Origin of the sequence: Azospirillum sp. SYSU D00513, from assembly GCF_017356015.1 — a bacterium.
Taxonomy (GTDB): Bacteria; Pseudomonadota; Alphaproteobacteria; order Azospirillales; family Azospirillaceae; genus Azospirillum.
Genome location: NZ_JAFIQV010000014.1, coordinates 35,237 through 50,572, shown reverse-complemented (window position 1 = coordinate 50,572; position 15,336 = coordinate 35,237). Strand labels below are relative to the sequence as shown.

Sequence of the window (15,336 nt, the reverse complement as noted above, 5' to 3'; positions counted from 1 at the left end):
TCAGCCGCCGTGCGCGGGAATGTCGAAGCGAGCGTTGCCGCTCATGCCGGACATCAGTTCCGGGAAGCTGCCGGTGACGGACCCGAACAGCTTGACCGTCTGGCTCACCGGATCGATGCGGGCCGCCAGCCTGTCCACCTTGGCGGGATAGTCCTTGCCTGTCTCGTCCAGCGCCAGGGTGAAGGCGCTGCCCGGCTTCAGCCAGGTCAACCAGCGCGACGGGACCACCAGTTCGACCTGCAATTCGCGGTCGTCGAGGATCTCCAGAAGCTCGCTGCCCTCGCCGACATACTGGTGGCGCTTCACCTTCAGCTCGACGACACGCCCCGGAAAGGGGGCCGCGATGGCGCAGCGGCTCACGACCGTGCGCATCATGGCGACCTCCGCCTCGGCGGCGGCGAGTTCGGCGGCGGAGGTCTCGAACTCCAGGGTGCTGTTGGACCCCAGCTTGGCGAGCCGCCCCTGCACCTGGTGCGTCTTGCGTGCGCCCTGCTGCAGGGCGAGCGCCTTGTCCAGCCGGGCCTTGTGCATCGTGCAGTCCAGCGTCACGAGCGGCTGCCCCTCCGCGAAGCGCTCACCCTCGCGCACGCTCAGATCGCCGATCTTGCCCGGGATCTCCGCCGACAGCACCGTGCTGCGCGTCGGGCTGAGCTGCGCGCGGATTTCCGGCTGCGGCTCCTCCGGCGATGGCGCGGTCTGGGCCAGCGCCGCGCCGGCCCCCAGCACCAGGAGGGCCGTCAGACCATTCAGGAGGCCGCCCCGCAGAGGGGGTTGCGCCGTCATGACGACGGTCCGGCAATCGACGGATCCGATGGAGCCGCCGCGACGGGAACGCCGCCGGTGTGGGGTGCCACCGGCTCGGGCATGGCCTGCTCCGGCGCTTCCGCGGCCGGGAGGTCCGCCGGCACCGCCTCCTCCGCCGGGAGCATGTCCAGCCGGATGCGCCCGGCCATCCAGTCGGCGACCAGCGGGGTCAGGCCGGCGGTCAGGCCCTTGATGTCGTGGCTGTCCACCGTCTCCGGCACCGGGTCGAGTCCGAGCGAGACATAGAGGCTCGACACCGCGTTCTGCAGCTCCGCGTAGGCGCGGTCGCGCGCCAGCTTCGCGGTGATCGCCTGCGCGCCGGCGCGGATCCGCTCCAGGGAGGATTCGGCGTCGGCCGTGGCCGCCTGCTGGATGTTCTCGTTGATGCGCTGCTCGATCGTCTCCATCAGGCGCGCCTGCTCGAAGCCGGTGCGGGTGCGCTTGTACTGCTGGACCGCCACATGGACCTGCGTCAGCGTCGCCATGCTGAGGGCGAGGCGGCGGAACTCGCCCGCCTCGACCTGCGCCTCGGCGGCGGCGATGTTCGCGGGGCCGGTGAAGACGTTGAACAGGTTCAGCGTCAGCCTGGCGCCAGCCTCGGCCCAGGCGTTGTTGACTAGGTAGGAGTTGCTGTCGAAGTTCAGCGAGGTGTTCAGGTTGATGCCCGGCAGCATGCGCAGCATCGCCTTGCGGACCTCCTGCGCGTTGATGCGGCTCTGGTATTGCTCCTCCCGCATTTCCGGGCGGTTCAGGAGCGCCGCCGTCTCCATCCGCTCGATGGGAATGTCGATCTGCGGGATGTCCTGCTTGAACCCCTCCGGCAGCGCCAGCGTGAAGCTCTGCCCCAGCGGGACGTTCATCAGGGCGGCGAGCTGCGCCTTGGCGATGGAGAGGTCCTGCTGCACCATCTCGAGCTGGCGGATGATCTCCAGCAGCGCCTTCTGGTAGCGTAGCGCCTCCAGCGGCGGCCTCAGCCGCTCCTCCTCCACCTGCTGGGCGTCGGCCAGCGCCTGGCGCGCCTCGGCCAGCAGCGGCTCGATCTCCACGAGGATGCGTTCGCTGCTGACGGCCAGCCAGTAGGAACCGCGCACCTGCTGGATGATGGAGTTGATCAGCCGGCGGCGGCGCTCATGCGCGATCAGCACGCGGTCGGACTGCTGCTTGGCCTGGTAGTAACTGACGCCGAAATCCAGGACGTTCCAGGTCAGGCCGAGGTCGGCGACGAACCGGTTGTCGTCCTGGCTGATCGCCGGGTCGATGGACCGGAAGTTGGTGATGGTGTTGCGGCTCAGCGACTCGTTGGAGGGCGCCCGCGTCAGGTAGCCGGCGCTCGCCGCGAGGCGCGGCAGCATGTCGTAGCTGGTGACGTCGAGCTGGCGCGCCTGGAGAACCTCCTCCATCAGCGCCTGCCGCGAATCGAGATTGTACTTGATGGCGCGCGCCATGGCCTCCGCCAGGGTGATGGGGCCGGTCACCGGCTCCTGATCGGCGAAGAGGCGGGACCGGTCGTCCCTGGCCTGGGCGAGGCGCTGCTCGACCGTCACCGGCTCCGGCGTCACCGCGCAGGCCGAGGCTGAGACCGCCACCGCTGCGGCCAGAACCAGGCGCGACACACCCGCCCGCATCCGATCGGACACCCTCCTGGCCCGCCTCTCCCCCGTCACCATCACCGAAGTTCCTTTCCAAGCACGCCGCAGATCGACCATGCGTCAACTCACTAGACAAATGCTTGAAAAATTCAAGTCTTTCCGGCAGCTTCGGCATCAGTGATCGCTGATGTCACGCTCCTATCCAGGGCTTCCCTTGGAGCGGTGCAAAAGAACAGAGGTCAGATCTTGTCACAAAATGCTACATTTCGCTTTTTTTGAAGAAAATAGCGAACTGAACGGCGCGGAAGAACAGACGAGTACCGGAGTTGGACAAAACTCTTCATGAAAAGCTCTAGGCGTAACCGCTTATGCGTATTTGCCTATAACTTTACCTGAATTGTCGAAACCGGAAGAACAAGGACCTCGGCGCTCCAGCATACTGTGGTGTTCAGCCGGGCAACATCGGATCGAGGGGAAGTGGCCATGGGCATTCTGAAGCGCGTTTCGAAAGGCAAGGCAAAGCACGGCTTGGTGGCGTCACGTCCGGCCGACGGGCTTGCCATCGCGCTGGAACCGCGCTTCCTGTTCGATGCGGCGGGGGTCGCGACCGCTGTGGAGACGGCGCATTCAATTTCCCATGACGACGCCCTGCCTGCAGCCGTGTCTCCAATGGCTGATCAGCATCTGATCGAGGCAGCCGAGTCGGTCGGTGCGCAGGCAACACCCCCGCGTTCCATCGTCTTCGTCGACTCGTCTGTCGGCGACCACCGGAACATGCTGCGGGACATTCCGGCCGGAACGGAAGTAGTCGTGCTCGACGCCGAACAGGACGGCCTGGGCCAGATCGCGCGGGCACTCTCGGGGCGGACCGGGATCGAGGCGATCCACATTATTTCGCATGGCTCGGCGGGAAGCGTGACCCTCGGCACGACAACGCTAACGGCTGGGAACGTCGCGGACTTCAGCGTCCAGCTTCAAAGCATTGGCCAGACGCTGACGGAAAACGCGGACATCCTCATCTATGGCTGCGATGTGGCCAGTGCGGATCACGGCCAGATCCTGCTTTCCGAACTGGCACGGATGACGGGCGCGGACATCGCCGCGTCCGATGATCTCACGGGAAACGCCGAGTTCGGAGCGGACTGGACTCTCGAATCCCGCACTGGCGTCATCGAAGCGTCCGAATTGTCCGTCCCAGCTTATGGCGCGGTGCTTTCCGCTTCCTCGGGAACGCTGAAGGACGTGGACGGGACCGTCATCGTGTCCGGAGGGCGGATCACCACCGACAACACGAAACTCAATCTTGCTCTGGCCACCCCCGACGCCACCGGCGAGAGCTCCATTCAGAACACTTCCGACCTTTACGGTACGGTCGGAATGTACGCATCCTATGTTTATGATACCGACGCTAATGGCAACATCATCAATGGTGATGGTTATATCGCTCTGCGCGTCGCGGTAAATTCGGCTTTCAATTCATATCTTCAGATCGACATCGACGCGATCAACAATCCCACGGGCGCCGCAGGTCCGGACGGCAAAATGGATTTCGCCATCGTCGTCGATACCAACCTGACGAGCAACGGCAACAAAGGCGTCTATATCACGGGCGTGACCAAAGCCGCATCCGCTTTGGCTACCGACAACAACAGCCCAAGTTCGACCACCTTCGTGATCGGAGCCAGTGCGCTCTCGGACCACGCGTTCGACGGTTCGGTCGCTCTCAGCAGCGGTACCGGCATCACCACCCTGGCCGGAGCCAATGCCTCGGTCAGCGCGGTCACGATCGGCTCGTCGAAGTACATCGACGTCATCGTCTCGATCAGCGCGATCAAGAGCAAACTGAGTTCGGTCGACATCTCCGGGCGTCCGGCGACGAATTCAGGCGGTGACCCAGGTTCCGATGACTTCCAGTTCATCGACCGAACGTCGCAGCTTCGCTTCGCGCTGACGTCATCGACGCAGGTCAATACCATCAACAAGGACGTATACGGCGGTAGCGACAGCACGTCCTGGTCGGTCCTCAGCCCGGCGACGACCACCTTCGCCCAGCTGGGCGGCGAATCCCCGACTGACACGACCCCGCCCGTCTTCGCCTCGGCGACCGTAAGCGGTACGTCGCTGGTGATGTCCTACACCGAAGCGACCACCCTGGATGCCACGCGGCCGCCGGCCGCTGGCGCCTTCACGGTCATGGCCGGCGGAACGGCGGTTACAGTGAACGGCGTCTCGGTCGACGCCGCCAGCAAAACCGTCACGCTCACGCTCGCCAGCCCCGTCACGCACGGGCAGCAGGTGACGGTGGCCTATACCGACCCGAGCGCCGGGAACGACGCGAACGCCATCCAAGACGCGACCGGCAACGACGCCGCGACCCTGGCGGCCACCAGCGTCACCAACAGCACGCCCGACACCACGCCGCCTGTGTTCGTGTCGGCGACCGTGAATGGCACTTCGCTGGTGATGACCTACACCGAAGCAACTATCCTGGATGCAGCGCATCCGCCGGCCGCAGGCGCCTTCACGGTCATGGCGGGCGGCTCGGCCGTCGCAGTGAGCAGTGTCGCGGTCAACGCCGCCAACAAGACCGTCACGCTGACGCTGGCATCGGCGGTTGCGAACGGCCAGGCGGTGACGGTCGCCTACACCGACCCAAGCGCCGCAAACGACACGAACGCCATCCAGGACAGCGCCGGCAACGACGCCGCGACCCTGGCGGCCACCAGCGTCATCAACAGCACGCCCGACACCACACCGCCTGTGTTCGCGTCGGCGACCGTGAACGGCACCTCGCTGGTGATGACCTACACCGAAGCAACGACCTTGGATGCGGCGCATCCGCCGGCTGCCGGAGCCTTCGTCGTCAAGGCCGGCGGCACGACCATAACGGTCAGCAGCATCGCGGTGGACGCCGATAACAAGAAGGTCACGTTGACCTTGGCATCACCGGTGACCGGCGGCCAAACGGTGACGGTGACCTACACCGACCCGAGCACTGGCAATGACCCGAACGCCATCCAGGACGCAGCCGGCAATGACGCCGCGACTCTGGCCGTGACCGATGTCACCAACACCACCAGCAGTGCGTTCACGATCAGCGCCTCCACCGCAACCGGCCCGAGGATCGGGGCTTCGTCCGACACGCTGGCGGAGCTGCGCACGAAACCGACTGCACCACACGGCTCGAATAACGAAGTGTCAGGCACTTCGGCACTTTGGGAAAACGTCGCCACCCTGCCCGATGGTTCGAAGATCGATTTGCGCGCAACTCTGGTCGAAGGTTCCAACACCACTGGAAAGCCTCCCAAATTCGGCACGGTAAACGATGACCCGAAGGTTCTCACGGACGGCGCCGGCAGCTTCACTATCCGCTGGGAATTGTTCAAGGCCGGAACAGACATTCCGGTAACCGGCAACGTCACATTCAACATCAAGGATCTTGACGGAAACGGCCCCAATGAATACGTGACGGCTGTTTTAGGTCAAATCAGCAGCTATTCGGTTGCATCGCCAACGTCTTTGACGATCAACAAGACCAATGAAAAAGTTACGTTCTCTGGAACGTCCAACGACTCAACCGCACTGCCGAGCAACACCGTTCAGCTCAAATGGGTCAATGTTTCCTCGTTCGAACTGACCTACGGCGCCGCTCAGACCAATCGCGGCTTCGAGCATGACGGCGACCTGGATTTTTCGCTCGGCGCCAACCCCATTACCTACAATCTACCCCCGTCCGTGATCGCCCAGACCACCCGTGATACGACACCCACCATTACAGGTCGCGCTACCCTTGATTCGGGCCAGACATTGGCGGTCACGGTCACCAACGGCACTTTCACGAAGACCTACACGGCGGCGGATGGTCTCTCCTTCGACAACGCGAACTGGTCGCTGACCATCCCCAACGGTGACGCCCTGTCGGATGGCACCTATTCCGTGACCGCCACGGTCAAATCGAGCGGTGGAGCGACCGTGTCTTCGGACCCGACCGAAGGGGAGTTGGTGGTCGACACCACCGCCCCGGCGATCCCGACCGTCGACAGCCTTACGACCAAGAACACTAAGCCGACGCTCACCGGCACGGCGAACGTGGTGCAGGGCGAAACGCTGGTGGTGACCGTCCATGGGGCGACCTATACGGTGGTGCCCAGCAACGGCAACTGGACGCTGGACCTCTCCACCGCCGTGCCGACCTCCGGTACGCTGGGGACCTTCGTCGACGGGCAGACCTACAGCGTCGAGGCCAAGGTTACCGACGCCGCCGGCAACGCCAGCTCGGACGTCACCGCAAGCGAACTGAAGATCGACACCACGGCGCCCAGGCTGACGAGCAGCGTCCGCCAGACGCCCGCGGCAGAGTTCACCAGCGCGGACGCCGTGACCTTCCGGGTCACCTTCAGCGAGGCGGTCGCCAGCGTCGATGCCGCAGACTTCGCCCTGTCCGGCACGGCCGCCACCGGGGCCAGCGTCACGGGCGTGACGAAGGTCAGCGACGGCGTCTACGACGTCACGGTTGGCGGCATCGCCGACGCGAACGGAACGCTGAACCTGGACCTCGCGGCCAACGCGAGCATCGCGGACGCCGCCGGGAATGCCCTGACCGACCGGACCGCAACCGGAGCCGACCAGGACTACACGCTCGACAACACCAAGCCGGCTGCGCCGACGGTCACCGCGACGACCACAAACAGCACGACGCCCACGCTCAGCGGTACGGCATCGGTCAGCGATGGTGAGACGCTGACGGTCGCCGTTAACGGCGCGACCTATACGGTGGTGCCCAGCAACGGCAACTGGACGCTGAACCTCTCCAGCGCCGTGCCGACCTCCGGCTCGCTGGGGACCTTTGTCGACGGGCAGACCTACAGTGTCGAGGCCAAGGTTACCGACGCCGCCGGCAATGCCAGCTCGGACGTCACGACGGGCGAACTGAAGATCGACACCACGGCGCCTGCGGTCCCAACGGTCGCAACGAAGATCGCCAACAGCACGAGCCCGACGCTCACCGGCACGGCTACGGTCAGCGATGGTGAGACGCTGACGGTTACCATCAACGGCGCGACCTACACCGTGGTGCCCACAAACGGCACTTGGACGCTGGACCTCTCCAGCGCGGTGCCAACCTCCGGCTCGCTCGGGACCTTTGTCGACGGGCAGACCTACAGTGTCGAGGCCAAGGTTACCGATGCCGCCGGCAATGCCAGCTCGGACGTCACGGCAAGCGAACTGAAGATCGACACCACGGCGCCCAGGCTGACGAGCAGCGTCCGCCAGACGCCCTCGGCAGAGTTCACCAGCGCGGACGCCGTGACCTTCCGGGTCACCTTCAGCGAGGCGGTCGCCAGCGTCGATGCCGCGGACTTCGCCCTGTCCGGCACGGCCGCCACCGGGGCCAGCGTCACGGGCGTGACGAAAATCAGCGAAGGCGTCTACGACGTCACGGTTGGCGGCATCGCCGACGCGAATGGCACGCTGAACCTGGACCTCGCGGCCAACGCGAGCATCGCGGACGCCGCCGGCAACGCCCTGACCGACCGGACCGCAACCGGGGCCGACCAGGACTACACGCTCGACAACACCAAGCCGGCTGCGCCGACGGTCACCGCGACGACCACAAACAGCACGACGCCCACGCTCAGCGGTACGGCATCGGTCAGCGATGGTGAGACGCTGACGGTTACCATCAATGGCGCGACCTATACGGTGGTGCCCAGCAACGGCAACTGGACGCTCGACCTCTCCACCGCCGTGCCGACCTCCGGCACGCTGGGGACCTTCGTCGACGGGCAGACCTACAGCGTCGAGGCCAGGGTCACCGACGCCGCCGGCAACGCCAGCTCGGACGTCACCGCAAGCGAACTGAAGATCGACACCACGGCGCCCAGGCTGACGAGCAGCGTCCGCCAGACGCCCGCGGCAGAGTTCACCAGCGCGGATGCCGTGACCTTCCGGGTCACCTTCAGCGAGGCGGTCGCCAGCGTCGATGCCGCGGACTTCGCCCTGTCCGGCACGGCCGCCACCGGGGCCAGCATCACGGGCGTGACGAAGGTCAGCGACGGCGTCTACGACGTCACGGTTGGCGGCATCGCCGACGCGAACGGCACGCTGAACCTGGACCTCGCGGCCAACGCGAGCATCGCGGACGCCGCCGGGAATGCCCTGACCAACCGGACCGCCACCGGAGCCGACCAGGACTACACGCTCGACAACACCAAGCCGGCTGCGCCGACGGTCACCGCGACGACCACCAACAGCCCGACGCCCACGCTCAGCGGTACGGCCACGGTTGGTGACGGCGAGACGCTGACGGTCGCCGTTAACGGCGCGATCTATACGGTGGTGCCCAGCAACGGCAACTGGACGCTCGACCTCTCCACCGCCATGCCAACCTCCGGCACGCTGGAACCTCTCTTCAACGGACAGACCTACAGTGTCGAAGCCAAGGTCACCGACGCCGCCGGCAATGCCAGCTCGGACGTCACCGCAGGCGAACTGAAGATCGACACCACGGCACCCAGGCTGACGAGCAGCGTCCGCCAGACGCCCTCGGCAGAGTTCACCAGCGCGGACGCCGTGACCTTCCGGGTCACCTTCAGCGAGGCGGTCGCCAGCGTCGATGCCGCGGACTTCGCCCTGTCCGGCACGGCCGCCACCGGGGCCAGCGTCACGGGCGTGACGAAAATCAGCGAAGGCGTCTACGACGTCACGGTTGGCGGCATCGCCGACGCGAATGGCACGCTGAACCTGGACCTCGCGGCCAACGCGAGCATCGCGGACGCCGCCGGGAACGCCTTGACCGACCGGACCGCCACCGGGGCCGACCAGGACTACACGCTCGACAACACCAAGCCGGCTGCGCCGACGGTCACCGCGACGACCACAAACAGCACGACGCCCACGCTCAGCGGTACGGCATCGGTCAGCGATGGTGAGACGCTGACGGTTACCATCAATGGCGCGACCTATACGGTGGTGCCCAGCAACGGCAACTGGACGCTCGACCTCTCCACCGCCGTGCCGACCTCCGGCACGCTGGGGACCTTCGTCGACGGGCAGACCTACAGCGTCGAGGCCAGGGTCACCGACGCCGCCGGCAACGCCAGCTCGGACGTCACCGCAAGCGAACTGAAGATCGACACCACGGCGCCCAGGCTGACGAGCAGCGTCCGCCAGACGCCCGCGGCAGAGTTCACCAGCGCGGATGCCGTGACCTTCCGGGTCACCTTCAGCGAGGCAGTCGCCAGCGTCGATGCCGCGGACTTCGCCCTGTCCGGCACGGCCGCCACCGGGGCCAGCGTCACGGGCGTGACGAAAATCAGCGACGGCGTCTACGACGTCACGGTTGGCGGCATCGCCGACGCGAACGGCACGCTGAACCTGGACCTCGCGGCCAACGCGAGCATCGCGGACGCCGCCGGCAACGCCCTGACCGACCGGACCGCAACCGGAGCCGACCAGGATTACACGCTCGACAACACCAAGCCGGCTGCGCCGACGGTCACCGCGACGACCACCAGCAGCACGACGCCCACGCTCAGCGGTACGGCATCGGTCAGCGATGGTGAGACGCTGACGGTTACCATCAATGGCGCGACCTATACGGTGGTGCCCACAAACGGCACTTGGACGCTGGACCTCTCCACCGCCGTGCCGGCCTCCGGCACGCTGGGGACCTTCGTCGACGGGCAGACCTACGGCGTCGAGGCCAAGGTCACCGATGCCGCTGGCAACGCCAGTTCCGACGTCACCGCAAGCGAACTGAAGATCGACACCACGGCGCCTGCGGTTCCAACGGTCGCAACGAAGACCACCAACAGCACGACGCCGACGCTCACCGGCACGGCCACGGTCAATGACGGCGAGACGCTGACAGTCACCGTGCACGGCGCGACCTATACGGTGGTGCCCAGCAACGGCAACTGGACGCTGGACCTTTCCACCGCCGTGCCGACCTCCGGCTCGCTCGGGACCTTCGTCGACGGACAGAGCTACAGTGTCGAGGCCAAGGTCACCGATGCCGCTGGCAATGCCAACTCCGACGTCACGTCAAGCGAACTGAAAATCGACGCCACGGCACCAACGGCACCGGGTGTCGGGCTGCTGACCGACAGCGGCACGATAGCCACCGACAAGATCACGAACAACGCCACTCTCAGCCTTACTGGCGTAGAGGCGAACGCCACCGTCGAATACAGCACCGACGGCACCAGCTGGTCCACGACGGCTCCGGTTCCGACCCAGGGCTCCAACACGGTGCAGGTGCGGCAGGTCGACGCCGCAGGCAATGCGTCCAACGCGACGACCTTCACGTACCAATACGACACTGTTGCGCCGGTTATCGCCTCGGCCGTCGTCAACGGAAACACGCTGGTCCTGACCTATACCGAAGCCAGCACCCTCGATGCTACGGGCGCTCCGGCAGGAACGGCGTTCGCCGTGACGGTTGCAGGCCAGCCCGTTACCGTCACCAACGTCGCGGTGAACGCTGCGAACAGGACGGTCACCCTGACCCTGGGCACTGCGGCATCGCATGGGCAGGCGATCACGGTCAGCTACACCGATCCGTCCGCCATCGACGACTCCCAAGCCGTCCAGGACGCGGCGGGGAACGACGCGGTCAGTTTGGTGAACCAGCCGGTGACCAACGACACTCCCGCACCGCCTCCGCCGCCCCCGCCGCCGCCGCCGCCCCCGATCGTGTCTCCTCCGGTCGTATCGCCGCCGGTTGTATCGCCGCCGGTCACACCACCGACTCCGGATCCGGTGTCGCCTCCAGTATCGCCGCCACCGGTCGTTTCGCCGCCGGTCGCACCGCCGACACCGGATCCGGTGTCGCCTCCAGTATCGCCGCCGCCGGTCGTTTCGCCACCGGTCGCGCCGCCGACTCCGGATCCGGTGTCGCCTCCAGTATCGCCGCCGCCAGTCGTATCGCCGCCGGTCGCACCGCCCTCTCCGGATCCGGTGGCACCGCCGGTCGCTTCGCCACCGATTCCGCCGACAGCGTCCGTTTCGCCCCCCGCGCCTCCCGCTCCTCCTGTCGCGCCCGCCACACCTGCGGTTCTGTCGACGGTGCAGACAGGCACCGGCGCACCGGCCGCGCCCACCATTCCAGGGGCGTCGGTGCTGACGACCGTGACAACCATGGTGCCGACCGCACCGGCTGCGCCCACAGCACCGGCTGCGCCCACAGCCACGCAAACCGTGGTTACGCCGGTCCAAACATCCACCCCGGCCCCGGCGAACACGCCGGCGGCCCCGCTTTCTGTTGCCAGTACACCGGCCGTGGCCACTTCCGACCCAGGTCCGAACACGCCGCTGGCCGGCAACGGTTCGTCCACCATCAACAGCCTTCCGCCTCCCGTGGTGCTGGCGACCAACGCGGCTGGCAGCGGCCCTAGCCTCCTGGTCGTCGGGACCGTGGGCGACCGCGTGATCAGCGCCGGCCAGCCGAGCAATTTCGCCGTGCCCGCCGGCACCTTCCAGAGCACCGATCCGCAGGCCAGCGTCACGCTGGAAGCGACGCAGGCCGACGGCTCGCCGTTGCCGGTTTGGCTGAAGTTCGATGCCTCCTCCGGCACCTTCACGGGCAGCCCTCCAGCCGACCTGAACCAGCCGGTCAACATCAAGGTGATCGCGCGCGACAGCCAGGGTGCCGAGGCGGTGACCGAGTTCCGTATCAGCGTCGGCGAGAACGCCGGGGAGACGGATGGCGCTCCGGCCGAGCCGAACGCACCGGCGCAGGGTCAGGGTTCCGCCCCGGCGGCCGGCGACGCGGCACCGGCCAGCGCCCCTGCCAATGCCCCCGCGGACGGCGCCGCTCAGCCGGCGGGCGAGCCGGCAGGGGAGCCGAACGGCGCGGACGCCCAGGATGCCCCTGCCGGCGGGACCGAAGCGAATGGCCGCCGGGCCGACGCGGCGGAACCCGCGGCGCCGGTCGGCAAGCCGGCTTTCAGCCAGCAACTCAGTGGTGCCGCCGGCTCGGGCGTTGCGGCGGAGATCGCGGCGCTGCTGCGCAGCCTGGAGGACATGCTGGTCGGTTGACCCTGCAAAGCAGCAGCCCTTGGCAGGTTCCAGGTGCGGGTGCGGGCGCCCCCTACCCGACCGGAGGCGTGGCGGCACCCGTCCCCGGCCTCCATATGGAAGGGCCGGGTGGCGCGTGACGGCAGGGGCGGCGAATGCGTTGGTTCATGGTCCTGGTGCTGGCCGCCCTCCTGGCGGCCGGCGCGCTGCTCCTGACCGGTCGCCTCGCACTGCCCCCTGACTTCGACCCGTGGGCGCCGCTGGACATTCGGGCAGAGCCCAACCTGCTGACGGGGTTCAAGCTGTCACGGCTGGAGGGCGACCTGCCGCGGTGCCTTGCCGCGCTCGGCAGGTCCGGGCTGCGCTTCACGCCCCTGCCCGACCGCCCATCGGACAGGGGCTGCCCATTGGAGGGCACGGTGCGGGTGAGCCGTTCGGAAGGGCTGGAGTTCAGCAGCGCCTTCACCGCCACCTGCGCGGTGAGTGCGGCCTGGTCGCTGTTCGAGCGCCACGCCCTGCAACCGGCCGCCCGCGCGCATTTCCGCAAGCCGGTCACCCGCGTCGTCCATCTCGGCAGCTATGCATGCCGGAACATCTACAACCGAGCCTCCGCCCGGCGCAGCGAGCACGCCACGGCCAACGCCCTGGACGTCGCTGCCTTCATTCTCGAAGACGGAACCCGGATCTCCGTCGCCGTGGACTGGAACGGCGGCTCACCGGCCAAGCGGGCCTTCCTGCGCGACGTACAGCAGGGGGCCTGCCGCTTCTTCGATGTCGTTCTCGGTCCGGACTACAACCAAGCCCACAGAGACCATTTCCACCTGGACATGGGTCCCTTCGGAAGCTGCCGCTGAAGGACGCGCAAAAAAAGGACCGCAACGCCGTTGCGGTCCTTTTTCGTGGATGCGCCGATACGCCTTGCCGCCATCGGCACCGCCTGGCCCTTTGGGACCAGGAGTGCCTGGCGCTCCATCAGGCGCGAGGCAGCTTCGGCAGGTCCATGGCGTAACGGGCGACGTCCTCGCGGCGCAGGCCCTTGGCCGCCAGCGTGGACGGGCTCTTCGGCGACAGCTCGCGGTAGAGCGTGTAAGCGGCGGACGCCTCGGCCCAAGCGCTGACGAACTCGCGGACAGCCTTGAAGAAACGGGACGGGCCACGCTCGGTGCCGAACTGGGAAACGGTCGAGTAGGTCACAGCAGGTCTCCTTGTTCTTATGGAGACGAATATAGGCTGGTACACCCAATGCCAAATCCGCACATTTTGCAATGCAACAGAGCAGAAACGCATAGCTCTCAAAAGACTACGGCTACACTTTCCGTGACGCAAACAATCATTTCTTCGAATTGCCTGAATGGGAAAGCCGCGCTGTTGGGGAGCATTCTCCGGCGTCTGCTCTGCCGCCGGCGATCACTCCGGAACGCCGCACCGGCCGCTTCCTGCACCACGCTGTGGGCGTCGGCGCCTTCCGCGCCTGACTTCGAGGGAAAGGAAAACGCCCCCGTTTCGGCTTTCGCGGAAACGGGGGCGCGGGGAGATTGGAAGGCGAACAGACTGGGGTCGCGACGGGGAACGTCAGGGTGCTTCGATCAGCAGCGCGCGGAAGTCGTTGACGTTGGTCAGGGTCGGGCCGGTGGTCACCAACCCGCCGACCCCGGCGAAGAAGCTGTAGCCGTCGTTGTTCCGCAGGCAGGCCTTGGCGTCGATGCCCGCCGCCGCGGCGCGGGCCAGCGTGTCGGGGCCGGTGATGCAGCCGGCATTGTCCTCCGTCCCGTCGATGCCGTCGGTGTCGGCGGCCAGCGCGTGCACGCGCGGCAGCCCGTCCAGCGCCACCGTCAGGGCCAGCAGGAATTCGGCGTTGCGCCCGCCGCGTCCCTTGCCGCGCACGGTGACCGTCGTCTCGCCGCCGGACAGCAGGACGCAAGGCGCCCGGCCCGGCTGGTTGTGTTCGACCACCTGCCGGGCGATGCCGGCATGGACCATGGCCACCTCGCGCGACTCGCCCTCCAGCGCGTTGCCGAGTATCACCGGCTCGTAGCCGGCCTTGCGCGCCACCTCGGCGGCGGCCTCCAGCGCCATCTGCGGCGTGGCGATCATCACCATGCGCGCGTCGGAGAGGCGCGGGTCGCCCGGCTTCGGCGTCTCGTCGCGTCCCTCGGTCAGGTGGCGCATGACGGACTCCGGCGCCTCGATCCCGTACTTGTCGATGATGGCCAGCGCGTCCGCGAAGCTCGTCGGGTCGGGCACGGTCGGGCCGGAGGCGATGACGGAAGGATCGTCGCCCGGCACGTCGGAGATCACCAGCGACACGACCCGCGCCTTCGTCGCCACGGCGAGCCGGCCGCCCTTGATCGCGGAGAGGTGCTTGCGCACGCAGTTCATTTCCGTGATCGAAGCGCCGGACTTCAGCAGCGCCTTGTTGACGGCCTGCTTGTCGGCCATGGTCAGGCCGGCTGCCGGCAGCGCCATCAGCGCCGACCCGCCGCCCGAGATGAGGCAGAGCAACAGGTCGTCGGACCCGAGCGTTCCGACCAGTTCCAGGATCCGCCGCGCCGCTTCCTCCCCCGCCGCGTCGGGCACGGGGTGGCTCGCCTCCACGACCTCGATCCGCTCGCAGGGAACGTTGTGGCCGTAGCGCGTCACCACCAGCCCTGACAGCGGCCCCTTCCAATGGTCCTCCACCGCCTTGGCCATGCTCGCGGCCGCCTTGCCGGCGCCGACCACGACCGTGCGGCCCTTCGGCGGTTCCGGCAAATGCGCCGGCACGCAGGCCGCCGGCAGCGCGGACGTCACCGCGGCGCGGAACATGTCGTTGAGAAGGGTATTCGGATCGGTGGTCATCGTGCGTTCCCCGTGGGCCAGTCCGGCGGCCTCATGCGCGGGCCGCTTTGGTGGATGGAAGTACGTTAAGTCCGTCCGGGCAACA

Annotated in this window: 6 protein-coding genes; 2 read left to right on the top strand and 4 right to left on the bottom strand. The window is 67.1% G+C overall.

What is annotated here, in order from left to right; translation table 11 throughout:
- Both JUB11_RS12550 and JUB11_RS12545 read right to left on the bottom strand, forming a co-directional pair.
- Nucleotides 1–783: an efflux RND transporter periplasmic adaptor subunit gene (locus JUB11_RS12550; protein ID WP_207458886.1), complete on the bottom strand. Its 783-nt coding sequence runs from the start codon at nt 781–783 to the stop codon at nt 1–3.
- Nucleotides 780–2,417, bottom strand: a complete 1,638-nt coding sequence (locus JUB11_RS12545) for a TolC family protein (protein WP_207458885.1) — start codon at nt 2,415–2,417, stop codon at nt 780–782. The genes JUB11_RS12550 and JUB11_RS12545 overlap by 4 nt, the downstream gene beginning before the upstream one ends.
- 459 nt (nt 2,418–2,876) lie before the next feature.
- On the opposite strand from JUB11_RS12545, the gene JUB11_RS12540 reads away from it, so the two are divergent.
- Together JUB11_RS12540 and JUB11_RS12535 are read left to right on the top strand one after the other, a co-directional pair.
- Nucleotides 2,877–12,434, top strand: a complete 9,558-nt coding sequence (locus JUB11_RS12540; protein ID WP_207458884.1) for a SwmB domain-containing protein — start codon at nt 2,877–2,879, stop codon at nt 12,432–12,434.
- A gap of 134 nt (nt 12,435–12,568) precedes the next feature.
- Nucleotides 12,569–13,267, top strand: a complete 699-nt coding sequence (locus tag JUB11_RS12535; RefSeq protein WP_207458883.1) for an extensin family protein — start codon at nt 12,569–12,571, stop codon at nt 13,265–13,267.
- Nucleotides 13,268–13,385: 118 nt separating this feature from the next.
- On the opposite strand, the gene JUB11_RS12530 is transcribed toward JUB11_RS12535, so the two are convergent.
- The gene (locus JUB11_RS12530) at nt 13,386–13,607 is read right to left on the bottom strand and encodes a hypothetical protein (protein WP_207458882.1); all 222 of its coding nucleotides are present in this window, start codon (nt 13,605–13,607) and stop codon (nt 13,386–13,388) included.
- A 378-nt stretch (nt 13,608–13,985) separates the two neighbouring features.
- Nucleotides 13,986–15,251: a glycerate kinase gene (locus JUB11_RS12525; RefSeq protein ID WP_207458881.1), complete on the bottom strand. Its 1,266-nt coding sequence runs from the start codon at nt 15,249–15,251 to the stop codon at nt 13,986–13,988.
- Nucleotides 15,252–15,336 lie beyond the last annotated feature (85 nt).

Excerpts from the sequence above, each read along its gene's own strand:
- JUB11_RS12535 (WP_207458883.1), top strand. The coding sequence starts at position 12,569 with ATGCGTTGGTTCATGGTCCTGGTGCTGGCCGCCCTCCTGGCGGCCGGC.
- JUB11_RS12550 (WP_207458886.1), bottom strand. The coding sequence starts at position 783 with ATGACGGCGCAACCCCCTCTGCGGGGCGGCCTCCTGAATGGTCTGACG.
- JUB11_RS12525 (WP_207458881.1), bottom strand. The coding sequence starts at position 15,251 with ATGACCACCGATCCGAATACCCTTCTCAACGACATGTTCCGCGCCGCG.
- JUB11_RS12540 (WP_207458884.1), top strand. The coding sequence starts at position 2,877 with ATGGGCATTCTGAAGCGCGTTTCGAAAGGCAAGGCAAAGCACGGCTTG.